General features: G+C 69.8%; 22 protein-coding genes. 2 read left to right on the top strand and 20 right to left on the bottom strand.

The genetic code is table 11. The annotated features are described in order from the left end of the window. Position 1: 1 nt before the first annotated feature. Together JWS13_RS40850 and lspA are read right to left on the bottom strand one after the other, a co-directional pair. A complete protein-coding gene (locus tag JWS13_RS40850; RefSeq protein WP_206010842.1) occupies positions 2–928 on the bottom strand; it encodes an RluA family pseudouridine synthase in 927 nt (308 codons plus the stop codon). After that, positions 925–1,521, bottom strand: a complete 597-nt coding sequence (lspA, locus tag JWS13_RS40845; protein WP_206010841.1) for a signal peptidase II — start codon at positions 1,519–1,521, stop codon at positions 925–927. Before lspA ends, JWS13_RS40850 begins: the two co-directional genes overlap by 4 nt. 51 nt (positions 1,522–1,572) lie before the next feature. On the opposite strand from lspA, the gene JWS13_RS40840 reads away from it, so the two are divergent. Together JWS13_RS40840 and JWS13_RS40835 are read left to right on the top strand one after the other, a co-directional pair. Next, positions 1,573–2,526: a hypothetical protein gene (locus JWS13_RS40840; protein ID WP_206010840.1), complete on the top strand. Its 954-nt coding sequence runs from the start codon at positions 1,573–1,575 to the stop codon at positions 2,524–2,526. Continuing rightward, positions 2,526–3,278, top strand: a complete 753-nt coding sequence (locus JWS13_RS40835; RefSeq protein ID WP_206010839.1) for a sensor domain-containing protein — start codon at positions 2,526–2,528, stop codon at positions 3,276–3,278. The genes JWS13_RS40840 and JWS13_RS40835 overlap by 1 nt, the downstream gene beginning before the upstream one ends. A gap of 98 nt (positions 3,279–3,376) precedes the next feature. Here JWS13_RS40835 and JWS13_RS40830 read toward each other — a convergent pair whose 3' ends face one another. The 18 genes from JWS13_RS40830 to JWS13_RS40745 all read right to left on the bottom strand — a co-directional run bounded on the left by JWS13_RS40830 (position 3,377) and on the right by JWS13_RS40745 (position 25,013). Continuing rightward, complete coding sequence (locus JWS13_RS40830; protein WP_206010838.1) at positions 3,377–3,877, bottom strand: WKL family lipoprotein; 501 nt, start codon at positions 3,875–3,877, stop codon at positions 3,377–3,379. 150 nt (positions 3,878–4,027) lie between these two features. Then, positions 4,028–5,377: a DNA polymerase IV gene (locus JWS13_RS40825; protein WP_445322397.1), complete on the bottom strand. Its 1,350-nt coding sequence runs from the start codon at positions 5,375–5,377 to the stop codon at positions 4,028–4,030. A 31-nt stretch (positions 5,378–5,408) separates the two neighbouring features. Further along, positions 5,409–8,543 (bottom strand): isoleucine--tRNA ligase, encoded by a 3,135-nt coding sequence (gene ileS, locus JWS13_RS40820; RefSeq protein ID WP_206010837.1) that lies wholly within the window; start codon positions 8,541–8,543, stop codon positions 5,409–5,411. A gap of 262 nt (positions 8,544–8,805) precedes the next feature. Continuing rightward, positions 8,806–9,057: a hypothetical protein gene (locus tag JWS13_RS40815; protein WP_206010836.1), complete on the bottom strand. Its 252-nt coding sequence runs from the start codon at positions 9,055–9,057 to the stop codon at positions 8,806–8,808. Positions 9,058–9,106: 49 nt separating this feature from the next. Then, positions 9,107–9,958 (bottom strand): DivIVA-like cell division protein Wag31, encoded by an 852-nt coding sequence (gene wag31 / locus JWS13_RS40810; protein WP_206010835.1) that lies wholly within the window; start codon positions 9,956–9,958, stop codon positions 9,107–9,109. Between the two features lie 102 nt (positions 9,959–10,060). Continuing rightward, the gene (locus JWS13_RS40805) at positions 10,061–10,363 is read right to left on the bottom strand and encodes a YggT family protein (protein ID WP_072945348.1); all 303 of its coding nucleotides are present in this window, start codon (positions 10,361–10,363) and stop codon (positions 10,061–10,063) included. Between the two features lie 133 nt (positions 10,364–10,496). Next, complete coding sequence (locus JWS13_RS40800; RefSeq protein WP_124389971.1) at positions 10,497–11,174, bottom strand: cell division protein SepF; 678 nt, start codon at positions 11,172–11,174, stop codon at positions 10,497–10,499. Between the two features lie 85 nt (positions 11,175–11,259). Next, positions 11,260–11,985, bottom strand: a complete 726-nt coding sequence (locus JWS13_RS40795; RefSeq protein WP_206011916.1) for a YggS family pyridoxal phosphate-dependent enzyme — start codon at positions 11,983–11,985, stop codon at positions 11,260–11,262. Positions 11,986–12,082: 97 nt separating this feature from the next. Continuing rightward, complete coding sequence (gene pgeF / locus JWS13_RS40790) at positions 12,083–12,826, bottom strand: peptidoglycan editing factor PgeF (protein WP_124389970.1); 744 nt, start codon at positions 12,824–12,826, stop codon at positions 12,083–12,085. Then, the gene (ftsZ, locus tag JWS13_RS40785) at positions 12,823–14,022 is read right to left on the bottom strand and encodes a cell division protein FtsZ (protein ID WP_124389969.1); all 1,200 of its coding nucleotides are present in this window, start codon (positions 14,020–14,022) and stop codon (positions 12,823–12,825) included. Before ftsZ ends, pgeF begins: the two co-directional genes overlap by 4 nt. Before the next feature lie 217 nt (positions 14,023–14,239). Then, positions 14,240–15,124 carry a cell division protein FtsQ/DivIB gene (locus JWS13_RS40780; protein WP_241032510.1) on the bottom strand — a complete coding sequence of 295 codons (885 nt, stop codon included), beginning with the start codon at positions 15,122–15,124 and terminating at the stop codon, positions 14,240–14,242. Further along, positions 15,121–16,632: a UDP-N-acetylmuramate--L-alanine ligase gene (gene murC / locus JWS13_RS40775; RefSeq protein WP_124389968.1), complete on the bottom strand. Its 1,512-nt coding sequence runs from the start codon at positions 16,630–16,632 to the stop codon at positions 15,121–15,123. The genes JWS13_RS40780 and murC overlap by 4 nt, the downstream gene beginning before the upstream one ends. Then, on the bottom strand, positions 16,629–17,777 hold the full coding sequence (gene murG / locus JWS13_RS40770) for an undecaprenyldiphospho-muramoylpentapeptide beta-N-acetylglucosaminyltransferase (RefSeq protein WP_206010834.1): 1,149 nt from the start codon (positions 17,775–17,777) through the stop codon (positions 16,629–16,631). The genes murC and murG overlap by 4 nt, the downstream gene beginning before the upstream one ends. Next, positions 17,774–19,312, bottom strand: a complete 1,539-nt coding sequence (gene ftsW, locus JWS13_RS40765) for a putative lipid II flippase FtsW (protein ID WP_124389966.1) — start codon at positions 19,310–19,312, stop codon at positions 17,774–17,776. Before ftsW ends, murG begins: the two co-directional genes overlap by 4 nt. Beyond that, the gene (gene murD, locus JWS13_RS40760) at positions 19,309–20,808 is read right to left on the bottom strand and encodes a UDP-N-acetylmuramoyl-L-alanine--D-glutamate ligase (protein WP_206010833.1); all 1,500 of its coding nucleotides are present in this window, start codon (positions 20,806–20,808) and stop codon (positions 19,309–19,311) included. Before murD ends, ftsW begins: the two co-directional genes overlap by 4 nt. A 4-nt stretch (positions 20,809–20,812) precedes the next feature. Next, positions 20,813–21,892: a phospho-N-acetylmuramoyl-pentapeptide-transferase gene (gene mraY / locus JWS13_RS40755; RefSeq protein WP_072945365.1), complete on the bottom strand. Its 1,080-nt coding sequence runs from the start codon at positions 21,890–21,892 to the stop codon at positions 20,813–20,815. Further along, positions 21,889–23,403: a UDP-N-acetylmuramoyl-tripeptide--D-alanyl-D-alanine ligase gene (locus JWS13_RS40750; RefSeq protein ID WP_206010832.1), complete on the bottom strand. Its 1,515-nt coding sequence runs from the start codon at positions 23,401–23,403 to the stop codon at positions 21,889–21,891. Before JWS13_RS40750 ends, mraY begins: the two co-directional genes overlap by 4 nt. Next, positions 23,400–25,013, bottom strand: coding sequence for a UDP-N-acetylmuramoyl-L-alanyl-D-glutamate--2,6-diaminopimelate ligase (locus JWS13_RS40745; RefSeq protein WP_206010831.1), 1,614 nt, complete (start codon positions 25,011–25,013; stop codon positions 23,400–23,402). Before JWS13_RS40745 ends, JWS13_RS40750 begins: the two co-directional genes overlap by 4 nt. Positions 25,014–25,112 lie beyond the last annotated feature (99 nt).

Below are 25,112 nucleotides of genomic sequence, written 5' to 3'. Positions count from 1 at the left end.
CTCAGTTCGCCCGCAGAACCCCGAGAGCGTCCTCGAGATCCTTCGGGTACTTGGACGTGATCTCGACCCACCGCCCGTCCGCGGGATGCGCGAACCCGAGCGACCGGGCGTGCAGCCACTGACGCTCCAGCCCGAGGCGTTCGGCCAGCCGCGGGTCGGCCCCGTACGTGAGGTCGCCGCAGCACGGGTGCCGCAGCGCGGCGAAGTGGACGCGGATCTGATGGGTCCGGCCCGTCTCCAGGTGGATGTCGAGCAGGCTCGCCGCCTGGAACGCCTCGACCGTGTCGTAGTGGGTGATGCTGGGTTTGCCGTCCGCGGTGACCGCGAACTTCCAGTCGTTGCTGCGGTGCCTGCCGATGGGGGCGTCGATGGTTCCGCTGCTCGGATCCGGGTGCCCCTGCACCAGCGCGTGGTACCGCTTGTCGATGGTCCGCTGCTTGAACGCGCGCTTGAGGAGTGTGTAGGCGCGCTCCGACGTGGCCACCACCATCACTCCGGACGTACCGACGTCCAGCCGGTGCACGATGCCCTGGCGCTCGTGCGCACCGGACGTCGAGATCCGGAAGCCCGCGGCGGCGAGGCCGCCGATCACCGTCGGACCGGTCCACCCGACACTGGCGTGGGCCGCGACCCCGACGGGTTTGTCGACGGCGACCACGTCGTCGTCGGCGTACAGGATCTCCATGCCCTCGACGGGTTCCGCCTCGATGGTCAGCGGCCGCGGCGGTTCGGGCAGTTCCACCTCCAGCCAGGTGCCTGCGGACAGCCGGTCGGACTTGCCGACGGGAGCGCCGTCGACGAGCACCGAGCCTTCCTCGGTGAGCTGGGCGACCGCGGTGCGCGACAGACCGAGCAGTCGAGCGAGGCCGGCGTCGACCCGCATCGCTTCGAGCCCATCCGGGACCGGCATCGACCGTGTTTCCCTCACTTCTCTTCCCCCTTGCGTGTTCCGTCCGGTTCCAGCCCCACCAGGGTGAGCACGACGAGCAGGATCGCACCGCACACGATCGCGGAGTCCGCGACGTTGAACACCGGCCACCAGCCGACGGAGACGAAATCGACGACGTGCCCCTGCATCACTCCGGGGGCCCGGAAGAACCGGTCGACGAGATTGCCGAGGGCACCCCCGAGCACGAGCCCGAGACCGAGCGCCCACCACGGCGACCGCAGCGTCCGGCCGATGCGGACGACGCCGATCACCACACCCACGGCGACGAGGGTGAGTAGCCACGTCATGCCGGTGGCCATGGAGAACGCCGCGCCGGGGTTGCGCACGAGCCGCAGCGAGACCAGGTCCCCGATCAGCCAGACCGGGCGCCCGGGCTCGATGTTGGCGACGGCGAGGATCTTCGTCAGCAGGTCGGTCGCGAGGATCGTCCCTGCGATCGCGAACAGCAGCAGCCTGCGCTGATGCTTCGCCGGCCGGGGGGCTACGGCGCCGGACGCGTCACCGTCGTTCCGGTCTTCGGCGTCGGTCTCGTTCTCTGCCGTGGGGTCTTGACTCACCCGTTCATCATCCACTACGGAGGCAAGCCTCCGTTCACGCGCTCCCGCGCGCACTAGCCTGGGGGCGTGCCACTGTTCTCGAAATCTCTGCGACCCGGATTCTGCCTACTCGCCGCAACCCTCTCCCTGGTCGCTCTGACCGCCGGGTGCGGAGGCGACGGCGACTCCTCGGAGTCGAGCCCCGCAGGGTCCACGTCCACTCCCGCCGAAGTGACCGTCCCGATCTCCGCCACCACCGTCGAACTGATCCAGCCCGGCGAGGAACCGCGGGAGGTGATCTCACGCAGACCGCCGGCTGGGGTCACGCAGGACGTCCAGCTGACCACGGACGCGCAGGTGTTCCAGCAGATCGACGACCAGCCCGCCCAGGACTTCTCCTCTCCCCAGGTGACGCTCCCCCTCACCGCCGCCGTCGGCCGGGCGTCCGACGACGCGGACGGCAGCACCACCGTCGACCTCACGCTCGGCGACGTCACCAGCCCCGACGACCGCCTCGGCAGCGCACTCGAAGCCAGTGCCGGTTCCGGCGCCGGCTTCACCGTCGATCCCACCGGTGCGATCACCGCGCTGCGACTACGACCGGACGCCGACGCCCAGGACATCGCCCGCTCCGCGATCGAGCAGGCCTTCTACCAGGCCGTGTACCGCACGGTCCCGTTTCCGGCGGAACCGGTCGGTGTGGGCGCCCAGTGGACGATCCGCCAGCAGGTGATGAGCGGCATCGCGCTCGACCAGACGACTGTGGCCACCCTGACCGCGCGGGACGGCAACCGCCTCACCGTCGACTACACGATCGACCAGAAGCCGAAGTCCCCCGTGTGGGAACTGCCCGGAGAGGCAGGCACGCTGAACGTCGACCAGTACGTGATGCAGGGCTCGGGCACCATGACCGTCGACCTCGGTCTGCCGCTGCCGGTGTCCGGGGCGGTGACCGTGGGCGGTGACCAGCAGTACAGCGACCCCGACGGCGCCACCCGCCTGCACCAGACCACGTCGAACTCGGTCCGGTGGGGCTCCTGATGCGCCGCGGACCCGTCGCCGCCGCCTGCTCCCTGCTGGCCGTGCTCGCACTGTCGGCGTGCTCGTCGAACGCGTCCGGCGACGCAGGCGACGCCGGATCGCTGGAGCCGCTCGGTCCGGTCGTGACCGCCGCGCCGGACGCGGCGGGCACGCCGTTCGCCGATCGGGCCGCGCTGAAGGCGGCGCTCCTCGACGTCGGCGACCTACCGGTCGGCTTCACCCCGGTGCCCGATCCCGAGGAGGATCTGGGTTTGCCGCCGGCGTCGGAGTCGGCGGATTCCGACAAGTCGAGCACGGATCCCGCGGACTGCGCCGCGGTGCTGTCACCGGTCGCGGACCAGCGCCCGGGAGCGCCGGCGTCCGCGTCCGGCTGGTTCACCGGCCCGGGCTTCGCGACCATCGACCAGGACGCGGCGAGCTACGCCACCGGCGCCGACGCGGCCCAGGCCTTCGCCGCGGTGCAGGACCGGCTCGCGGGATGCACCCAGTACAGCGGCACGGACGCCGACGGCGTGCAGGTGCAGTACCGGATCGGGGGCCGCGAGCAGCAGCCCTCGGGCGACGCGTCGACGGCGTTCCGGCTCGTCACCACCAGCGAGGGCGTCAGTCTCGTCTCGGACGTGGTGGTGGTCGTCGTCGGCAGCACCGTCACTCAACTGGTCGCGACGGGACAGGACCCGATCGACGCCGGCGTCTTCGGCGACCTGACGAACACCGCCGTGGCGAAGCTCGCGCCCGCACCCGCCGGCTGAGCCGACCCCGAAACGACCGATGCCGGTGCCCCCGAGGGGACACCGGCATCGGTGCGAGAACGCGGCGATCCGTCAGGACCGCACGGTTCGGCCTGGAATCAGGCAGGGCATGCAGGCGAGGTCAGCTGCGCGAGCGACACGATCTGGCATGCGGTGATCTTCGACAGCTTCCACGTTCCGTTCTCGCCGGGAACGAAGATGGCCGGAACGCCACCCTGCTGGACCTGGCCGTTGACGGTCAGCTGCAGCTGGCCGCTTGCGGTGCCGTCACCGTTGTCGATGACCGGGTCGAGAACGGTGACCTGGGCGTTGTTGGCCTTGGCGGCGGCGGCGACCTGGTTGATGAGCTCCGGATCCTGCTCCGAGCCCTCGACCATCGCGGACTTGACCTCGAGCGGGGTGGCCGGGTCGAGGCCCTGCACCAGAAGCGCGTTGAGATCGGCCGCGGTGGGCACCTCGATGGCTTCCGAGGTCTCGGCAGCTGCGGAAGTCGTCGTCGTGGTCTTGGCCGCCGTCTCGCCGTCGTCGGAGCCACACGCGGACATCGTGAGGGCTGCGGCGATTGCTACTCCGGCAACCGTGATCTTACGAAGCTTCAACTCAATAACCTCTTCATTCTCGGTGTTCGTTCTCGGACGATCTGAGCACGTTCGCTACCCGGGCGACATTACCCAAGGGTAGGCATCAGCGCCCGAGGCTACCTGCTCGCGGAGCCGGTCTCCACTCCCTCGTCCGGGCGATGCGTTCGGTCACGCGAGCGAGCCTTCCACATCGGCCGTCTCGAGTTGCCCGTCGTCCTCCTTGAACGTGTGGGCCTTGCCCGGACCCGTTGTGCGCGTTTCGAATCGCACGGTCACGACACCGTGCCCCGCACCCTGCACCCAGCCGTGGCCGAAGTCCGGGTGCACCACATCGAGACCGGGATGCCACCGCGTGTCGATCGCCCGGGCGGGTGCGGGGACTGCCGCGGACAGGCCGTCGTCACCGCCCGCCTCCGTGATCTTCGACTCCTGGTACCCCGGGACGTCCAGGTCCAGTTCGGGGAACAGCGAGCCCTGACGCACCGTCGACAGTCCGGCGAACCCCACCCCGACCAGACGCACCGGCCCGAGTTCGATCGGGTCGATCACCTGACGCTGCGCGGCCGCGACCAGAATCTGACGGTCGAGCGTCGCGTAGGGCAGCGTGACCGAACGCGTCAGAATGCTCATGTCCGCCTTCTTCAGCTTCAGCACCACCGTGCGCGCGGCCCGGCCGTCCTTCTGCAGGCGCACGAACGCCGACGCCGCGCTCGACTCGACGGCACTTCGCAAGTCCGCCATCGTGACGATGTCGGTGGCGAAAGTCGTCTCCGCACTGACCTGTTTCGACTCCGCGCGTTCGGCGACGGGCCGATTGTCGATGCCCTGCGCCAACCGGTGCAGGCCCGGTCCGATCGTGGTGCCCAGAATGGATGCGACCTCCGATTCGGGGGTCCGCGCGAAACCGCCGATGGTCTCGATGCCGAGCCGCTTCAGTTTCTCCTCCGCGACCGGGCCGATGCCCCACAGCTTCCGCACCGGAAGCTCGTCCAGCACCGCGTGCTGCTCGTCCGGCGAAATCACCGTGATCCCGTCGGGTTTGGCCAGACCGGACGCGATCTTGGCCACCTGTTTCCCCGACCCGGCGCCGATGGACGCGACCAGCCCCGTCTCCTCGAGAACCAGGGCCCGCAGGCCCTCGCAATAGCGTTGCACCGTGGCCGCATCCGCTCCGGCCAGTTCGGTGGGTTCACCGAACGCCTCGTCCATCGACAGTTGCTCGAGCACCGGCATCGGCCCGCGGAGCGCGTCGAACACGGACTTGCTCAGCATGCCGTACAGCCGGCCCCGCGGCGGCAGCACCACCGCACCCGGACCCACCAGCCTCCGCGCCTGATGCATCGGCATGGCCGACCGCGCGCCGAACACCCGCGCCTCGTAACTGGCCCCGGCGACGACACCCCGTCCGCCGAGACCGCCGACGAGAACCGGGCGGCCGCGGAGCGTCGGCCGGGTGAGCTGCTCGACCGACGCGAAGAACGCGTCCATGTCGAGGTGCAGCACCCACCGACGACTCACCTGGTGCAAAATACCCGCCCGGTCCGACAGGTCACGCCTTCGTGATCGCCGCCCGCACACCCTCGCCGAGTTCCACGGCATCGGTCGGCGCCTCGGCCAGTTCCAGCTGGACGGCGAGGATCTCACCCGCGATCAGTTCCCGGTGCGCCAGCGCCCAGTCCCGCCGTTCCGCGGGCACGTCGAGGACGACGGTGATCCGGTCGGACACCTCGAGCCCGGCCGCGCGGCGCGCGTCCTGCAACTCGCGGATCCGGTCCTTCGCCCAGCCCTCGGCTTCCAGTTCCTCGGTGACCGCCGAGTCCAGGACCACCAGACCGGCACCGTCGGGCAGGGCCGCCGTCGACTCCGGCTCGGCGGCGACCAGACGCTGCGTGTACTCCTCCGGCAGCAACTCGATCCCCGCCGCGACGACGACGCCGTCCGAATTCTCCGACCAGTCACCGGCCTTCACGGCCTTGATGACGGTCTGCACGTCCTTGCCCAGCCGCGGCCCCGCGGCGCGCGCGTTGACGACGAGCTCGAAGCGGCCGTGCACGTCCACGTCGGTGGTGAGGTCGACCTTCTTGACGTTGACCTCGTCGGCGATCAGGCCGAGGTACGGGCGCAGCCGCTCCGCGTCCTCGGCGGCGACCGTCACCTCGGGCAACGGCAACCGCACCCGCAGGTTCTGCGCCTTGCGCAGACCCAGCACCGTCGAGCACACCGACCGGACCTCGTCCATGGCCGACACCAGCTCCGCATCCGCGGGCAGCTCACCCTGGGCCGGCCAGTCCGCGAGGTGCACCGACCGTCCGCCGGTCAGCCCCCGCCAGATCACCTCACTGATCAGGGGCAGCAACGGAGCGGCGAGCCGGGTGACCACCTCGAGCACGGTGTGCAGGGTGTCGACGGCCTCGGCGTCCTCGTCCCAGAAGCGCGAACGCGACCGCCGCACATACCAGTTCGTCAACGCGTCGCAGAACGTGCGCAGTTCGTCGCACGCCCCTGCGATGTCGTTCGTCTCGAGCGCGTCGGTGATGACGTCCCGGGTGCCCGCCAGCTTCGCGAGGATGTACCGGTCCAGGACGTTCGTCGAATCCGTGCGCCACTCACCGGACGTCGGCGCGTACAACTGCAGGAAACTCCACGCGTTCCACAGCGGCAGCAGCGCCTGCCGGACACCCTCGCGGATGCCCTGCTCGGTGACGACGAGGTTTCCGCCGCGCAGGATGGGCGAGGACATGAGGAACCAGCGCATGGCGTCGGAGCCGTCGCGCTCGAACACCTCCTTCACGTCCGGGTAGTTGCCCTTGGACTTGCTCATCTTCAGGCCGTCCTCGCCCAGGACGATGCCGTGGGCCGCAACGGTCTTGAACGCGGGACGATCGAACAGCGCCGTCGCCAGCACGTGCAGCGTGTAGAACCAGCCGCGGGTCTGCCCGTTGTACTCGACGATGAAATCGCCCGGGAAATGGGAGTCGAACCACTCCCGGTTCTCGAACGGGTAGTGCACCTGCGCGTACGGCATCGACCCGGACTCGAACCAGCAGTCGAGGACCTCCGGCACGCGGCGCATCATCGACTTGCCGGTCGGGTCGTCCGGGTTCGGGCGCACCAGGTCGTCGATCATCGGGCGGTGCAGATCCGTCGGCCGCACCCCGAAGTCACGCTCGAGTTCGTCGAGGGAGCCGTACACGTCGGTGCGCGGGTACGCCGGATCGTCGGACACCCACACCGGAATCGGGCTGCCCCAGTACCGGTTGCGGCTGATGTTCCAGTCGCGGGCACCCTCGAGCCACTTGCCGAACTGTCCGTCGCGGATGTGCTCGGGCACCCAGGTGATGTCCTGGTTCAGCTCCACCATGCGGTCGCGGAACTTGGTGACGGCGACGAACCACGAGGGGACGGCCATGTAGATCAGCGGCTGCCCGCTGCGCCAGCTGTGCGGGTACGAGTGCTCGATCGTCTCGTGCCGCAGCAACTTTCCAGCAGCCTTGAGGTCCTTGATGATCACCGGGTTCGCGTCGAACACCAGCAGACCCTCGTACGGCGGCACCATCGCCGTGAACTTGCCGCCCGGGTCGAGCGGCTGCACCAGTTCGATGCCGTTGCGGACGCAGTAGTCGTAGTCCTCTTCACCGAAAGCCGGTGCCATGTGCACGATTCCGGTGCCGGACTCGGTGGTCACGTAGTCGGCGGACAGCACCCGGTGCGCGTTGTCGTGGCCGGCGAAGAAGTCGAACGGCGGGTCGTAGCTGAGCCCGACGAGCTCGGAGCCCTTGTGCTCGGACAGCACCTCGGGCGCCTCGCCGAGTTCGCGGGCATAGTGCCCCAGCCGGTCCTTCGCGAGTACGTAACGCTTCCCGTCGCCACCCGCGACCTGCACGTAGTCGATGTCCGGGTGGACCGCGACGGCGAGGTTGGACGGCAGCGTCCACGGGGTGGTGGTCCAGATGATGGCGTTGGCGCCGTCGAGCGGTCCCTCACCGCGCAGTGGCATGTCGACCGTGACGGCCGGATCCTGGCGCATCTTGTACGCGTCGTCGAGCCGCGTCTCCTGGTTCGACAGCGGCGTCTGCTCGTACCAGCTGTACGGCAGCACGCGGAAGCCCTGGTAGATCAGGCCCTTGTCGAACAGTTCCTTGAACGCCCACATGACCGACTCCATGAAGTCGAGGTCCAGGGTCTTGTAGTCGTTGTCGAAGTCGACCCACCGGGCCTGACGGGTGACATAGTCGCGCCACTCGTCCGTGTAGCGCAGCACCGACGACTTGCAGTACTCGTTGAACTTCTCGAGACCCATGACGTCGATCTCGGCCTTGTCCTTGATGCCGAGTTGCTTCTCCGCCTCGAGTTCGGCGGGCAGCCCGTGACAGTCCCAGCCGAATCGGCGCTCGACCTTCTTGCCGCGCATGGTCTGGAACCGCGGGACCAGGTCCTTGACGTACCCCGTGAGGAGGTGGCCGTAGTGCGGGAGACCGTTCGCGAACGGCGGGCCGTCGTAGAACACGAACTCGGGGGCGTCGTCGCGCTGGGTGACCGAGGCCCGGAACGTGTCGTCCTCGTCCCAGCCGGCCAGCACCCGCTGCTCGATCTGGGGGAACCGGACGCCGGCGTCCTGGGAGACGCCGTAATCGACCTTGGGGTACGACTCGTTGCTGCTGGTCACGTTGCTGGTGTCGGTCACCGCGATCTCCTCGTGCCTGACGTACTCGGCACGGGGACGACGGGGACGCCTCCTGCGTCACCTACCGCGGTACCACCCCGCTTGCACCCCGGAGGGCGCCTCTCGGTGCCGGGCTGTGACGGGCCCACCCGTTCGGTTCTACTGAGCCGGCGTGCCGGCCGTTCTTCCGAAGGCTCCCCGGTGATGGCCGGATCGTCGCCGCGAAACTCGATTACTGAATTATTCGCTGAATGCAGTCTAACCGCCACCGCCGGACGGCAGCTCAGTCGGTCTCGTCGGATCCGGGCGTCGTGTCCGTATCCGCTGCGGGACCGCGGTCACCGGGGACGCCGCTCGCGGGTTGCCCCGGCACGACCGTGGCCTTCTTGCCCGCGAGGGCGCTGACGAGCAGCAGGACCGCTCCGGCGACGCATACCACGATGCATCCCCAGGCCCACACGACCGAACCGGTCATGAGAGCCACCACCAGGAGAGCGAACCCCACCGCTGCAAGAGCGAGTGTCACGACCAGCACGGCTCAACCTCTATCCGGGCCGCTGGCTGGGCAACTACCGCGCGCTCAGTCAGCTATTGCCCTTGGCGTAGGACTGGCTGTAATTGGACTGCGATCCACCCTGCGCGAACGAATCCTGACCGCCGTCCACCGGAACCGCGGATCCCCGCTGCTCCAGTTCCTCGAGCTGCGACTCCAGGTACGACTTCAGGCGCACACGGTATTCGCGCTCGAACGTCTTGAGCTGTTCGATTCGACCCTCCAGCACCGAACGCTGCTGGTTGATCGTCGCCATGATCTCGGTGTGCTTCTTCTCCGCGTCCGCCTGCAGCGCGTCGGCCTTCTCCTTGGCCTGGCGCAGCTGGGTCTCGGAACGGGTCTGAGCGTCGGTGATCAGTGCTTCCGACTTCTGGCGGGCGTCCGAGATCATCGTCTCGGAACGGTTCCGTGCGTCGCTGACCAACTGCTCCGAGTTGGTGCGTGCGTTGCCGAGCAGCTGCTCGGACTCGGTCTTCGCGTCGCTCGTGAGACGGTCTGCCATCTCCTGGGCGAGACCCAGAACCTTGGCGGCCTGCATGTGAGCGTCGGCGCCCTGAGTGGGAGCCGGGGCAGCCGCGGCGGCCGGGGCCGGAGCGGGCGCCGCAGCCGGCGCCTTGGGCTGCTCGACGACGCGAGCGGGCTCCGCCTTGGCGGCAGGAGTGGGTGCTGCAGACGTGGAGCGGGGAGCCTTCTTCGCATCGGCGAGCTCCTTGTCGAGCTCCCCAACTCGCTGCCGAAGGTCGGCGTTCTCCTCGATCAGGCGCGACAACTCTTGCTCGACGAGGTCGAGAAACGCATCGACTTCGTCTTCGTTGTAGCCCCGCTTACCGATCGGTGGCTTGCTGAACGCGACATTGTGCACATCAGCGGGAGTCAGCGGCATGGAAGGATCCCTTCACGCGTCATTTGGCGGTCTAGCAAGCATTCAGTTACAGCGCAGTCTACGTAACGGTGAAACAAGACTGGATCAATGGGGTCCATTCTGTCACACCACTCCCGCGGCACGCGCTTGTCCCTGAACGATCGACATCAGGATGAAGACGATGAACAGCAAGACCATGATGGATAGATCCAACCGCACCCCACCGAGATTGATCGGGGGGATCAACCGCCGAAGCAGTTTGACCGGTGGATCGGTGACCGTAAAAATCGCTTCGAGAATGACGACCACGACGCCGGTTGGCCGCCAGTCTCGTGCGAAGGTCCGTACGAACTCGACAATGATTCTGCCGATGAGAAGCAGCCAAAAGACAAACAGTATCAAGTAGATCACCGAGAACAAGGCCACACCTTCACTCTGCCTGAGAATGTCCGGGCGATCAAAACGAGCCGCGTGGCCAGGGCGTTCTGCGCCACAGCCGTCGCGGCTCGCGTCGTGTCGGACGTTCGGATCCCGATGGTCGTTTCCCCCGCTCCCCGGCTTACTTCTGGCTGTAGAAACCGGTTTCCGCGATGCGGCGACGCTCCTCGGCGGACACGTCGATGTCTGCGGGTGAGAGCAAGAACACCTTCGTGGCCACCTTGTCGAACGACCCGCGCAGCGCGAATGCCAGACCGGCGGCGAAATCCACGAGGCGCTTGGCGTCGGCGTTGCTCATCTCGACGAGATCCATGATGACGGGGGTGCCGTCCCGGAACCGCTCGCCGATGGTGCGGGCCTCCCCGTAGTCGCGGGGGCGGAGCGTGGTGATCTTGGACAGGGGGCCACCTTCGTCGAAGAGGGGTCCGCGACGGCTCTCGACCCGGTCGGATCGCGTGTCGACGGCGAGCGCGCCGCGGGTGCTGCCGCGCACAGCACCGCTCGCGCTGGGACGTGCCGACCGGACGGCCACGGGTTCCACCCGGGACGAGTGCCGGGGGCTCTCGTAGCGGTCGAAGTCGTCGTCCAGGTCGTCCCGGCGACCGGGCGCGTAGGCGGCCTTGCTGAAGGCCGGTTCGGCGAAGTCGCGGTCGTCACGGTCGAGGTACGGATCGCGTCCACCGTCGCGCGCCGGTCGAGCGGGCCTGCGCGCAGGTTCCGGCTCGTCCAGGTACTCGTCCTCGTAGTCGTCGAGGGGAACCATGCCGAAGTAAGCCTTGAACTTGTGCAGACTGCTCATTGATCGACCTTCCTTGGCGCGGCGGACAGGATCCAACTGCGACCGGTCGCAGCGGTGTGGACGGGTTGGCGATCACCTGAGCGATCTATTTCGAGGTTATAGGCCTCGAACCCAACAGCGCGGTTCCGACACGCACGCAGGTGGACCCGTGTCGGACGGCGTGCTCGAGATCATTCGTCATGCCCGCCGAGAGTTCCGTCGCATCCGGATGGTCGCGCTGCAACCGCACGTGTATCTTCTGCAGTTCCTCGAACGCCGCGTCCGGGTCTGCGTCGATCGGCGGAACCGCCATCAGTCCGCGGTACTCGAGCCCCGGCGACGACTGCACCTGCGCGGCAAGGCGATCGAGGTCGGCGATCGCGGCGCCGCCGCGCTGCGGATCACCGTCCAGACTGACCTGCAGCAGCACCCGCAGCGGCGTGGGCCGCTCCCCCGCCTCCAGGGCCGTGGTCGCCGCGCGGCCGAGGGCGCCGACGAGTCGTTCGCTGTCCACCGAGTGGATCGCATACGCCCAGTGCGCGATGGCCTTCGCCTTGTTGCGCTGCAGGTGCCCGATCATGTGCCACCGCACCGACGGGTCCGTCACCGCGTTGCGGAACTCCGCGATCTTGGCCGTGGCCTCCTGCTCCCGCGACTCCCCGAATTCACGGCAGCCGAGGTCGTACAGGATCCGCGCGTCCGATTCGGGGAAGAACTTCGTGACGGGCAGGAGCGACACCTCCGAGGGGTCGCGGCCGGCGTCCCGGCACGCCGCGTCGAGCCGTGCGCGCACGGCGCCGAGCGCAGCCTCGATGTCCCCGACCCTGCTCATCGTTTCCACTCCCACACCGAATCCCTCACCGGCGACGCCGGCAGTTGTCACCGCCGGCACCGCCGGCAGTTGTCAAGGCCGGCACCGCCGGCAGTCGTCACACGCTGTCCTGCCCAGTATCCATCCAGATCACCGCCGCGAGCCGACCGGTCGGGGCCTGGCGGCGATGACTGAACAGCGTCTGGTCCTCGATGGTGCAGCGCGGATCCTCCGCAACTCCCGCGACCCCCGCGTCGAGCAGTTGCTTCCGCAGACCTGCCCGCAGGTCGAGACCGGGGGTCCCCTTGACGGTGCGGACGGCGCTGCCGGGAAGGAACTTCTCGACGTCCGCCTGCATCGCCGCGGGCACCTCGTACTGCCTGCCACTCGCCGCCGGACCCAGGAACGCGCCGATCCGATCGATCCGCGCTCCCTGCTCGACCATGACGTCGAGAACCCGCGGAACGATGCCGATGCGGGCGCCGATCCGGCCGGCGTGGACGGCGGCGATCACCCCGGCCTCGTCGTCGGAGAGCAGCACCGGGACGCAGTCGGCGCTGAGGGTCGCGAGCGCGAGCCCCCGCACCGTCGTCACCAGCGCGTCCGTCGCGGGCACCGGCGTGTCGGTGGGCCCGTCGACGACGGTCACGTTGCGGCTGTGGATCTGCTCCATCCACACCAGGTGGTCGAACGGCACGCCGATCTCGCCCGCGAGACGGCGCCGGTTCGCCTCCACCGCAGCCGGATCGTCGCCGACGTGATCACCGAGGTTGAACGTGTCGTACGGTGCGACGGAGCGTCCTCCGGCACGGGTGGTGACGACCCGGCGAACCCTGAACTCGGGGGCGGACGGCGAACTCAACGACGCATGAAGGAGGGCACGTCGACTTCGTCTTCACCCTCCTCGTCGGACACCGGCACCGCACGGGACTGCCCGTTCCCGGGAAGCGGCGGCAGACTGCTCGGGCCCTGGTGCGAGCTGATCGTCTCGCGGGTCACCGACATCGGCTCGCTGTTCTGCTGCTCGGCCGACTGCCCGACCTCGCCCGCCCGTCCGGCGCCGATGGCGCTGCGACCGGCGGCACCCGACTCGACCGGCCTGCGGGTGGGGGTTCCGCCGTCGAACCCGGCGGCGATGACGGTGACCCGCACCTCGTCGCCGAGCGAATCGTCGATGACGGTACCGAAGATGATGTTGGCGTCGATGTGGGCGGCTTCCTGGACCAGCGACGCAGCCTCGTTGATCTCGAACAGGCCGAGGTCGCTGCCACCGGCGATCGAGAGCAGCACGCCGCGCGCACCCTCCATCGACGCCTCCAGCAGCGGGGAGTTGATCGCGGATTCCGCGGCCTTGATGGCCCGGCCCTCACCGCGCGAGGATCCGATGCCCATCAGCGCGCTACCCGCACCGGACATGACTCCCTTGACGTCGGCGAAGTCGACGTTGATCAGTCCGGGGGTGGTGATGAGGTCGGTGATGCCCTGGACACCGTTGAGCAGAACCTCGTCGGCACTGCGGAACGCGTCCATGAGGCTGACCGCGGCGTCGCCGAGCTGCAGCAGGCGGTCGTTGGGGATCACGATGAGGGTGTCGCACGATTCACGCAGCGACTGGATGCCGGTGTCGGCCTGACCGCCGCGGCGCTTGCCCTCGAAGGAGAAGGGCCGGGTGACGACACCGACGGTGAGGGCTCCGAGTTTGCGCGCGATACTCGCCACGACCGGTGCGCCACCGGTACCGGTGCCGCCGCCCTCGCCTGCGGTCACGAACACCATGTCGGCGCCCTTGAGGACTTCCTCGATCTCGTCCTTGTGGTCTTCTGCGGCCTTGCGGCCGACTTCGGGATCCGCGCCGGCGCCGAGCCCGCGGGTGAGTTCCCGGCCGACGTCGAGCTTGACGTCGGCGTCACTCATCAGCAGCGCTTGCGCGTCGGTGTTGACGGCAATGAACTCGACTCCCTTGAGTCCCTGCTCGATCATCCGGTTGACTGCGTTCACGCCGCCGCCGCCGATGCCGACGACCTTTATTACGGCGAGGTAGTTGTGCGGGGGCGTCATCGGCTCTCGCCTTCCATGAGTGTGTATCACGCTTTCGTACAGATCAGCCCAGCCTGAACCCTCAACATCAACCATAGGGTTACGGTTATGTCAAGTGCTGCTCGACTAGAGCGAAACGCTATGCACCGTCATACGGATACGCCATTAGGCGCGCCGAGACGCGCCGAGTTATTTGACGAACTCGCCCGCAACTCTCTCGCATCCGGGTCACGCCCCCTCACCGCACCGTCGGCAGGTCCGGACTGGACACGTCGTACGTCTGCCCGGGCTGGGTGAGCAACGGCAGCGTGACCGCGGCCTTGCGCTCGGACTTCTCCGTGCCACCCCACACCACGACCCGGCCGTCGAGCAGGGTCACCGCGATATCCGAAATCGACTTCGCGCCAACCTGTCCCACCTGACCGCGCAGCTGGGGCGGCATCGACTCCAGCACCTCGATCGCCGCCTCCGTCGACGGGTCGCCCCACCCCGGCTTCTCCGTCACCAGTCGCGGCACCCCGGGCGGCGGCGGGGCGATCTCGTAATCCACGGCCTCCACGTCGAGGAGATGGGTGCCGCCGGGGCTGTCGACGAACACGACGGGCACCCGCTCGGTTACCGTGACGCGGATGGTGGACGGGTACACCCGCTGCACGCGGGCGGACGCCACCTTCGGGATGGCGGCGACCCGCAGCGCCGCGCCCTCGGTGTCGACGCGGAGCAGCGGCTGCCCCTGCGGCACCGCCAGCGCCTGGCGAATCTGCTCCTCGGAGATCGACGTCGCCCCCGCGACGTCCGTCTGCCGTACCGACAGCAGCGGCGTGAACCACGCGACGAGACCGAGCGCCACGACCACCACGACGCCGACGGCGCCCATCACCGCAGGACGCCGGTACCACGGACGCCGCGGCGCCTGCACCGCCGCGGACTTCCGTGCCGCCGAAGCCGATTCGCGGGTGCGCCGCGTGCCGGGGTCGGTGGCGGTCGCGCTGCGCCGCCGCGCGGACGTCCCCTCGCCCGCCGTGGCGCGCGCGCCGGACGCGCCCGGTCGCGGACTGCGCGCGGCGTCGCGGCGGACGGGGCGGTCCGGCCTCTCGGACCGGCCGCGGCGCTCCCGCGTCATCGCGACGGGTGGTGGTGCGGAGCCGCACGCAGAGCGTCGAGGATCTGGTTCCCGAGCATCGTCACGTCGCCTGCACCCATGGTGATGACCACGTCACCAGGGGACGCGAGTGCCGCGACCTGACGCGGCGCCTGCGACAGGTCGGGCTGGTAGTGCACCGGCTTCGACACCGACAGCGCGACCAGGGCGCCACTGACTCCCGGGAGCGGTTCTTCCCTCGCGCCGTACACGTCGAGGACGACGACCTCGTCGGCGAGGTCGAGTGCGTGCCCGAATTCCTCCGCGAATGTTGCTGTGCGGGAATACAGGTGCGGCTGGAAGACCACGATGACCTTGCCGCTGCGCACCGAGTCCTCGGATTCGCGGCGATCGGCCTCGTGGGGCTGGCGCACCAGATCGGCGGCGGCGCCGAGCACCGCCCGCACCTCCGTCGGGTGGTGCGCGTAGTCGTCGAACACGCGGACCCCGTGCTCGCGGCCGGTGAACTGGAACCGGCGGTGCACTCCCCCGAAACCGGCGATGCCCTCGAGGATCTCGTCCACGTCGGCACCTGTCTCCCGGGCGGCGAGGAGCGCGGCCAGCGCGTTGAGCGCCATGTGCCTGCCGGGCACGTTCATCCGGATCGTTCTCGGCGCCTGCTCCCCGGCCAGCTGGAACTGCAGTACCCCGCCGACGTCCCTGGCCTCGAAACTCAGCAGGCGCGCACCGACCTCGACGCCGTCGATCGGAGCGAAGGCCCCGTCCGCGTTCTCGGCGCTGCCGTAGCCGAGCACCCGCACCCCGGGCAGTCCCCGCGCCGCCACCCGCTGCGCGAGCGCCGCGGACCCCGGATCGTCGAGGCAGGCGACGAGCAGCCCGCCGTGCGACAGCCGGGCCGCGAAATCGTCGAACACCTGGACGTACGCCTCGGGGCTGCCGAAGTAGTCGAGGTGATCTGCCTCGACGTTGGTGACGACGACGACGTTCGGGTCGTACTGGAGCAGTGAACCGTCGCTCTCGTCGGCCTCGGCGACGAACACGTCGCCGCTGCCGTGGTGGGCGTTGGTTCCGGCCTCGTTGAGTTCGCCGCCGACCGCGAACGACGGATCGAACCCGCAGTGCTGCAGCGCCACCACCAGCATCGACGTCGTCGACGTCTTGCCGTGGGTGCCCGACACCAGCAGGGTGCGGTGCCCCTGCATCAGCGAGGCCAGCACCGCGGGCCGCAGGATCACGGGAATCCCGCGCCGGGCCGCCTCCACGAGTTCCGGATTGTCCTTGGGGATGGCGGCGTGGGTGGTGACCACGACGGTCGGGCCGCCGGGCAGCAGGTCGAGCGCGGAGGCGTCGTGGCCGATGCGGACCTGCGCGCCGCGGGCACGCAGCGCGAGGACGCCGCGGCTCTCCTTGGCGTCCGAACCGGAGACCTGGCCACCCCTGGCCAGCAGGATCCTCGCGATTCCGGACATTCCGGCGCCGCCGATCCCGACCATGTGGACACGTTCCAACTGCGCGGGCAGGTCGGTCATCGGGTTCCCCTCGTCTGCGCGGCCACGTCGATCACGATGCGCGCAACCTCGGCGGCTGCGCTGCGGTGACCCGCGCCGGCCGCGCGTCGCCCCATGTTCTCGAGCTGTGCAGGGTCGCGCAGCAGAGGGATCACGGTTTCCGCGACGAATCCGGCGGACAGGTCTCCGTCGGCCACAATCATTCCACCTCCGGCGGCGACGACCGGCCGCGCGTTCAGTTCCTGCTCACCGTTGCCGTGTGGCAGCGGCACGTACACCGCGGGAAGGCCGACGGCCGACACTTCCGCCACCGTCATCGCACCCGACCGGCAGATCACCGCGTCCGCGGCCGAATAGGCGAGGTCCATCCGCGACAGGTAGGGAACGGCCACGTACGGCGGGCCGCCCGGGGTGGCGGGAACGTCGAGGGTGTTCTTCGGTCCGTGCGCGTGCAGGACGGCCACCCCGGCTGCCGCGAGTGACTCGGCCGCACCCGACACGGCCTCGTTCAGCGACCGCGCGCCCTGGGAACCGCCGAACACGAGCAGCACCGGGCCCTCGGCGGGGAGGCCGAAGTGTGCACGCGCCTCCGCGCGCAGCGCGGCGCGGTCGAGACCGGTGATCGACGCCCGCACCGGGATCCCGAGGATCTCGGCGTCCGAACGCCCCCGCGCCGACACGCCCGAACCGGCCACCGCGGCCAGGACGCGGGCGGCGCGGCGGGCGCCGATCTTGTTCGCGATCCCGGCGCTGGCGTTCGCCTCGTGCACGACGATCGGAATGCGGCGCCGGCGGCGGAGCAGGCCGGGGCCTGCCGCGAGGTACGCCGGCAGCGCCACGTATCCGCCGAAACCGACGACGACGTCGGCGCCGGTCGCGTCGAGCACCTCGCGGGTGCGGCGCACCGATGCGCGCACGCGCCCGGGCAGCCGCAGCAGGTCGAGGGTGGGTTTACGGGGCAACGGCACCGGCGGCACGAGCTCCAGGGGGTAGCCCCGCTCGGGAACCAGCGTCGTTTCGAGGCCGCGCGCCGTGCCGAGGGCGGTCACCACCGCGGTGTCGTCGATCGCCTTGATCGCGTCGGCCACGGCCAGGGCCGGTTCGATGTGCCCGGCGGTACCACCGCCGGCCACGATCACCGACAGGGTGGACTTGTCGCCGTTCACCTACGAAATCCTCGCTCTCCTGCTCGGCCACCCGAGCTTCGCTGTTGACGTGCACCGCGTTCGGGGGTGCGGCCCTTGCCGCGTTCGGGGGTGCGGCCCTTCTCGTATGTGATGCTGCGGGTCCGCGGGGCCATCTCGCGACCGGCCCGGCGACGCGCCTCGGCCCGGCGCACCGCCTCCGCGCGGGCCGCGTCCGCCCGCACCGGTGAATACGCCTCGGGTTTGCGGAGCCGCAGCAGCCGGCCGAACGGGCCGTCCTGCCCGGAGTGCAGCGCCGCGACCGCCTCCGGTTCGTGCCGCGCCGCGTTGGCGACGAGACCGAACATGAACAGTGTGGTCGCCGTCGACGTTCCGCCCGCCGACACCAGCGGCAACTGCAGACCGGTGACGGGGAGCAGCCCGATCACGTATCCCACGTTGATGAACGCCTGCCCGGTGATCCACACCGTCGCCGTTCCCGTGAGCAGCCGCAGGAACGGGTCGGCGGATCGGGCCGCGATCCGAAGGCCCGTGTACACGAACAGCCCGAACAGGCCGAGGACGGCGGCGCCGCCGAGATATCCGAGTTCCTCGCCGATGATCGCGAAGATGAAGTCGTTGTGCGCGTTCGGCAGGTAGCTCCACTTGGCGCGGCTCTGCCCGAGCCCGCGGCCGAGGATCCCGCCGTCCGCGAGCGAGTACATCGCCTGCCGCGACTGGTATCCGATGCCCTGCGGGTCGGAGCCGGGGTTGAGGAATTCGCGGACGCGGGCGGACCGGTAGCCGGCGGTGAGCGCGAGGATCACGATTCCGGTGACGCCGGTGCCGACGATGGCGACGAACAGCTTCAGCGGCAGCCCCGCGAACCACAGCAGCGCCATCAGGATGATGGCCAGCGAGACCGTCGTGCCGAGGTCGGGCTGCAGGATGATCAGGACGAACGCGACGAGCGCGGCCGGAACCAGCGGCACCAGCATGTCGCGGACGCTGGAGATGTCGCTGCGGCGCGACGCAAGGATGTGCGCGCCCCACACCGCCAGCGCGATCTTGGTGAGCTCGGCGGGCTGCAACGAGAATCCGGCGACCACGAACCAGCCACGGGTGCCCTGGGACACGGTGCCGATGCCAGGGATGAGAACCAGGACCAGCAGGATGATCGTGGCCGCGAACGCCGGGAACGACAGGGCGCGCATCACCCGGACGGGGATCTGCAGCGCGGCGTAGAACAAGCCGAGTCCGAGAGCCGCGAACAGCGCCTGCCGGGTGAAGAGGGTGTAGGCCGAACCGTCGGAGGCGTAGGCCTCGACACTGGACGACGACAGCACCATCACCAGGCCGAGGACCGTCAGCAGAAACGCGATGGTCACCACGAGGTGGAACGACGCCAGCGGCCGCGACAGCCACGCCCCGATCCGGGTGCGCGGACTGCGGGGAGGGGCCGTCCGCGTGCGCGGACCCGACGGGGCGCGCTTGGCCACCCCGGGTGCGGCGGCGGTGCGAGCCGGGGACCGCTGTCCTTCGGGGACGCGGCGGGTGCGGGCTCCGGCGGAGGTCATCGCAGCGTCCTGGAGATGTCCGATTCGTCGAGCCTGCCGACGGCGTCGGCGAAGCTGCGCCCCCGGTGCCCGTAACTGTCGAACATGTCGAGCGACGCCGCCGCGGGCGCCAGGACGACGGCATCGCCTGCCGTTGCCAGCGCAGCTGCCTCGCGCACGACGACACCCATCACGGCGTCGCTGTCGGTGTCCGCCGGCAGCACCACCCGGTGCGCCGCGGACTGCGGGACTGCACTCACACCTGCATCGTCTCCCGTTTCGACGGTGACCACGGGAACCTCGGGGGCGTGTCGCGCAAGCGACTCTGCGATCTGCATCGCATCGCAGCCCAGGAGGACGGCGCCCGCGAGGCGGCCGGCCACCTCCCGGACGAGGTCGTCGACCCGCGCACCCTTCAGCAGACCACCGGCGATCCACACCACCCGGTCGTGGGCGAGGATCGACGGGCGGGCGGCGTGCGGGTTGGTCGCCTTGGAGTCGTCGACGAACGTCACTCCCCCGACCTCGGCGACGTGCGCCGCCCGGTGCGGGCCCACCACGTGGGCGGCCAGGCCTGCTGCGACCGCGGCCGGCGGAACCCCGATCGCCCGGGCGAGAGCCGCCGCTGCCAGCGCATCCATCAGTCCGGCGGGCCCGGGCGGGGTGATCCCGTCGGCCGGGGCCAGCCGCTCGCCGTCCGCGAACGCGCGATCGACGAGATAGCCGTCCTCGACACCCAGTTCGCCCGTCGCGGGCACTCCCAGCCGGAACCCCAGAGTGCGGACCGCGCGAGACGAAGAGAAGAGAGAGGACGCGACTTCGTCGTCGAGGCCGAGAACCGCGACCTCACCGGTCAGGGCGCGAGCCTTCGCGTCGATGTACGGCTGCATGCCGCCATGCCAGTCCAGGTGATCCTCGGCGATGTTGAGGATCGCGCCGGCGGTCGGCCGGACCGACGGCGCCCAGTGCAGCTGGAACGACGACAGTTCGACCGCCAGCACCTCCGCCTGCGGTTCGGTCTGCCGCAGTGCGTCGAGCACCGGCAGCCCGATGTTGCCGCACGCGAGGCTCGGCAGCGCGGCCGCCTCGAGAATGGCGTGCAGCATGGAGGTCGTCGTGGTCTTGCCGTTGGTGCCGGTGACCACCAGCCACTGCCGCGGCGGGCCGTAGAGCCCGGCCCGGTCGACATGCCAGGAGAATTCGATGTCGCCCCAGATCGGCACCCCGTCCCCGGCGGCGATCGAGAGCAGCGGCGCGTCCGGGCGGAACCCCGGGCTCGTCACGACCAGCGCGAATTCGGCGATCCTCTCCCGCTCGGCGAGCAGATCGTCGATCGGGACGGTCGCCGCCCCCAGTCGCGCGCACTCGGCGAGGGCGTCGACGTTCGCGTCGGTGACGGTGACGTGGGCCCCGAGGTCGCGAAGAGGTTCGATGGTGGCGCGGCCGGACACCCCTGCACCGGCGACGAGGACACCGCGGCCTCGCAACCAGTCGAGCCCGCCGTGTTCCTCTGTCATGGCGTCAGCCCCCGATCGCTGCCAGGTACTCGCTGTAGAACAGCGCGAGCCCGATCGCGGAGGCGATGGCGGCCAGCAACCAGAAACGGATGATTACCGTGGTTTCCGCCCACCCGGCGAGTTCGAAGTGGTGGTGGAACGGGGCCATCCGGAACACGCGTCTTCGGCTCGACCGGAATACCGCCACCTGGATCACGACCGACGCCGCCTCGGCGACGAACAGCGCGCCGATGACGACCATCAGCAGTTCGGTGCGCGTCGTGATCGACAGTCCGGCGAGCATGCCGCCCAGGGCCAGCGAACCGGTGTCGCCCATGAAGATCTTCGCGGGCGCCGCGTTCCACCACAGGAATCCGATGCACGCACCGGCGCCTGCCGCGCAGATCAGGGCCAGGTCGAGCGGATCGCGGACGTCGTAGCAGCCCTTGCCGGGGCTCGTCTCGCACGCGTTGCGGTACTGCCAGAACGTGATGATCACATACGCGCCGAGCACCAGGCTCATGGAACCGGCGGCGAGACCGTCGAGGCCGTCGGTGAGGTTGACCGCGTTCGACCACGCACTCACCAGCAGGTAGCAGAAGGCGACGAACACGACGGAGCCCATCGTGACCGTCGCGATGTCACGAACATACGACAGGTGCTCACTGCCGGGAGTGAGGTCGTTCGCGCCCCGGAACTGCAGCGCGAGGATGCCGAACGCCACCGCCGCGATGAGCTGCCCGACGAGCTTCGCCGTCTTGTTCAGCCCGAGGTTGCGCTGCTTGCGGATCTTGATGAAGTCGTCGAGGAACCCGACACCGCCGAGCGCCGTCGTGAGACCGAGCACGAGGAGTCCCGACGCCGACGGCCCGTCCGCGTCGTAGCCGATGCCGATCATGTGCGAACCCCAGTAGCCCGCCCACAGTCCGGCGAGGATGGCGACGCCGCCCATCGTCGGGGTGCCGCGCTTCGACTGGTGACTCGCCGGACCTTCGACGCGGATCTCCTGGCCGAACCCCTGCCGGGAGAAGGCCTTGATGAGAACGGGGGTCAGCAGAATCGAAACGGCGAGCGCGATGCCCGCCGCGAAGAGGATCTGTCTCACCGCGTAGCCTCCGAACCCTTCTGTCCCGTGCTTCCCGCCAACACCGTGTCCGCGACCTCCCACAATCCGATGGACTGCGACGCCTTGACCAGCACCAGATCTCCCGGCGCCAGTTCCTTCTCGAGCAGTGCGACCGCACCGGCGATGTCGGGGACGAGGATCGACTCCTCACCCCACGAACCTTCCATGACCGCACCCTGATGCATGGCGCGGGCGGGCCTGCCGGTTCCGACGACGATCAGCCTGCTGACATCCAGCCGGACCGCGAATCTGCCGATCGCGTCGTGTTCGACCACCGATTCTGGACCCAGCTCGGCCATTTCTCCGAGCACCGCCCAACTCCGGCGCGCCGCTCCCCTGCCCGACCTGGCCATCGACACCAGCGCTTTGATGGCTGCCCGCATCGAGTCGGGGTTCGCGTTGTACGAATCGTTGACGACGGTCACACCGTCCGGCCGGTCGCGGACGTCCATCCGGCGCCCCGAGACGGCGGCGGCGCCGGACAGCGCCTGCGCGATCTGGTCGAGGTCCGCCCCGCATTCGAGCGCCACCGCGGCTGCGGCGAGTGCGTTGCCGACCTGGTGCTCACCGTGCACGGCGAGTTCGACCGGGACGCTGCCCGCCGTCGTCGTGAGAGTGAAACGCGCCCTTGCCCTCTCGTCGAGCACGATGTCGGTGGCCCGCACGTGCGCGGACTCCGACCGGCCGACGAGCACCACCCGCGCGGACGTGCGCGGGGCCATCGCTGCCACCAGCGGATCGTCCGCGTTGAGGATCGCGACGCCACCGTCCTCGGCCGAGGGCAGCGACTCCGGGAGTTCCCCCTTGGCGGCGGCGATCGCGTCCCGCGAACCGAACTCGCCGAGGTGCGCCGTGCCCACGTTGAGGACCACCCCGATCTTCGGGGGCGCGATCGCGGCGAGGGAGGCGATGTGGCCGCGGTCGCGGGCCGACATCTCCAGAACCAGGAATCCCGTTCCGGCGTCCGCGCGCAGCGCGGTCCACGGGTGGCCGAGTTCGTTGTTGAACGATCCGGGCGGCGCGACGACGGAACCGAGGGGGCGCAGGACGGCGGCGAGCAGATCCTTCGTCGACGTCTTGCCTGCCGAGCCCGTGACGCCGACGACGGTGAGACCCTTCGCGGTGAGGTCGTCGACTGACGCGCGCGCGAGCTTCGCGAGGGCCGCGAGCACGGCGGCGCCCGATCCGTCGGTGTCGTGTTCGAGCGCCATCGCCCTGCTCGGACCATCGCCGGGCGTCGGGGTGACGACGACGGCGGGGACCCCGACCGGGCGCGCGGCCAGAACCGCGACCGCCCCGGCCTCGACCGCCGCCGCCGCATGATCGTGTCCGTCGACGCGGGCGCCGGGCAGGGCGAGGAACAGTCCGCCGCCGGTGACCTTGCGCGAGTCGAACTCGACCGTTCCCGTCACCTCGGCCGACGGGTCGGCGACGTCGTGCAGTTCGCCGCCCACGATCTCGGCGATGCGGGCGAGTGTCATCGGGATCATCGCGTTCCTCCGACCTGTCGCTCGATCGCGTCGCCCAGAACGTCGCGGTCGTCAAATGGGTACTTCACCCCGTGTATCTCCTGACCGATCTCGTGTCCCTTGCCTGCGACCAGAACCACGTCGCCTGCCTGCGCCCAGCCGACGGCGTCGGCGATCGCCTTCGCTCGGTCCGCTACTTCCCACACCTGTCCCCGCTCGGATTCGGGCACCCCGAGGGCGCCCTCGCGGATCGCGGCCCTGATTTTCGCCGGATCCTCGGTACGCGGGTTGTCGTCCGTGATGATGAGCAGGTCCGCTCCCCGCGCGGCCGCGGCGCCCATCAGGGGCCGCTTGCCCGCGTCGCGATCGCCGCCGGCACCCACGACGACGGCGACGCGGCCGCGTACCTGCTCGCGCAGCGTCGCGATCACGGCCTCGACCGCTGCCGGCTTGTGCGCGTAGTCGACGACGGCGAGGAAGTCCTGCCCCCGGTCGATCCGCTGCACCCGGCCCGGCACGTCGACCCCGGCGATACCCGCGACGGCGTCGCGCGGATCGACGCCCAGCGCGGCGCACAGTGCGACGGCGAGCGACGCATTCGCGACGTTGTACTGCCCCGGCAGCCGGAGGTCCACGTCGAGGGTCGTGCCCTCGGCGGTGGTGAGCGCGAACGTCTGCGAGCCCGAGGGCGATACCGTCGCCGGTCCCGCCGTCCACACCGCGTCGTCGATCTCCGGCGTGGTCGCGACCGTCGTCACGATCGAGTGGGCGCCGCGCGCCACCTCGGCCATCCGCCGGCCCCACACGTCGTCGACGCAGACGACGGCGTGCTGCGCGTGCACGGACGAGTCGGCCGCGAACAGCCGCGCCTTGGCAGCGAAGTAGTCCTCGAAGTCGCGGTGGAAGTCCAGGTGGTCCTGGGAGAGATTCGTGAACGCGCCCACGTCGAAGCGGACTCCGTCGACGCGGCCGAGGGACAGCGCGTGGCTGGACACCTCCATGACGACGGTGTCGATCCCCTGCTCGAGCATCACGGCGAACAGGGCGTGGAGCTGCGGCGCCTCGGGGGTCGTCAGGGCGCTCGGCACGCGACGGCCGCTCATCCGGGTCTCGATGGTGCCCACGAGACCCGTCGTCCGGCCGGCCGCGTTGAGGGCTCCTTCGACGAGATACGAGGTGGTGGTTTTTCCCGACGTCCCCGTGATGCCGATGACCTGCATCTTCTCCGAGGGCCGACCGTAGATGGTGGCCGACAGCTCACCGAGCACGCCGCGCGGGTCTTCGTGGACGAGCACCGGGGCGTCGGTGCCCAACGCGGACACGAGTGCGAATCCGGCCTCGTCGGTGAGGATCGCGCTCGCTCCGCGTTCGAGAGCGTCGGCCGCGAACTCCGCGCCGTGCGCGCGGGCCCCGGGAAGGGCTGCGAACAGATCGCCCTCCACGATCCCCTGGGCGCGGAGATCCACACCGGTGACGATCACGTGCTCGGCGGTTCCGGTGGGTGCCTCGACCCTCGCTCCGGCGAGCGCTGCCAGAGCGCTCACCGTGGTACGGACCGGCTGGGCGGGGCGAAGACCGTCTGTGACCTTCACCTCCACTGACGCCGACTGCGGGCGGGACGGAACAGGCACCGGGCTCCTCTCGTATGTCGACTCGCACTGACAACGGCGTAGTGCACGGATCGATACAGCGTGCTACCTCGGCAGTTCCCTGCGTCCACGGCAAATGCG

It is taken from the genome of Rhodococcus pseudokoreensis (assembly GCF_017068395.1).
Taxonomy (GTDB): Bacteria; Actinomycetota; Actinomycetes; order Mycobacteriales; family Mycobacteriaceae; genus Rhodococcus_F; species Rhodococcus_F pseudokoreensis.
Note: the sequence above shows the minus strand (reverse complement) of the source record. Positions and strands in the feature narration are given on the sequence as shown.

Excerpts from the sequence above, each read along its gene's own strand:
- ftsW (WP_124389966.1), bottom strand. The coding sequence starts at position 19,312 with ATGACCTCCGCCGGAGCCCGCACCCGCCGCGTCCCCGAAGGACAGCGG.
- ftsZ (WP_124389969.1), bottom strand. The coding sequence starts at position 14,022 with ATGACGCCCCCGCACAACTACCTCGCCGTAATAAAGGTCGTCGGCATC.
- JWS13_RS40835 (WP_206010839.1), top strand. The coding sequence starts at position 2,526 with ATGCGCCGCGGACCCGTCGCCGCCGCCTGCTCCCTGCTGGCCGTGCTC.
- JWS13_RS40780 (WP_241032510.1), bottom strand. The coding sequence starts at position 15,124 with ATGACGCGGGAGCGCCGCGGCCGGTCCGAGAGGCCGGACCGCCCCGTC.
- murC (WP_124389968.1), bottom strand. The coding sequence starts at position 16,632 with ATGACCGACCTGCCCGCGCAGTTGGAACGTGTCCACATGGTCGGGATC.
- JWS13_RS40800 (WP_124389971.1), bottom strand. The coding sequence starts at position 11,174 with ATGAGCAGTCTGCACAAGTTCAAGGCTTACTTCGGCATGGTTCCCCTC.
- JWS13_RS40795 (WP_206011916.1), bottom strand. The coding sequence starts at position 11,985 with ATGAGCAGGGTCGGGGACATCGAGGCTGCGCTCGGCGCCGTGCGCGCA.
- murD (WP_206010833.1), bottom strand. The coding sequence starts at position 20,808 with ATGACAGAGGAACACGGCGGGCTCGACTGGTTGCGAGGCCGCGGTGTC.
- JWS13_RS40750 (WP_206010832.1), bottom strand. The coding sequence starts at position 23,403 with ATGATCCCGATGACACTCGCCCGCATCGCCGAGATCGTGGGCGGCGAA.
- wag31 (WP_206010835.1), bottom strand. The coding sequence starts at position 9,958 with ATGCCGCTGACTCCCGCTGATGTGCACAATGTCGCGTTCAGCAAGCCA.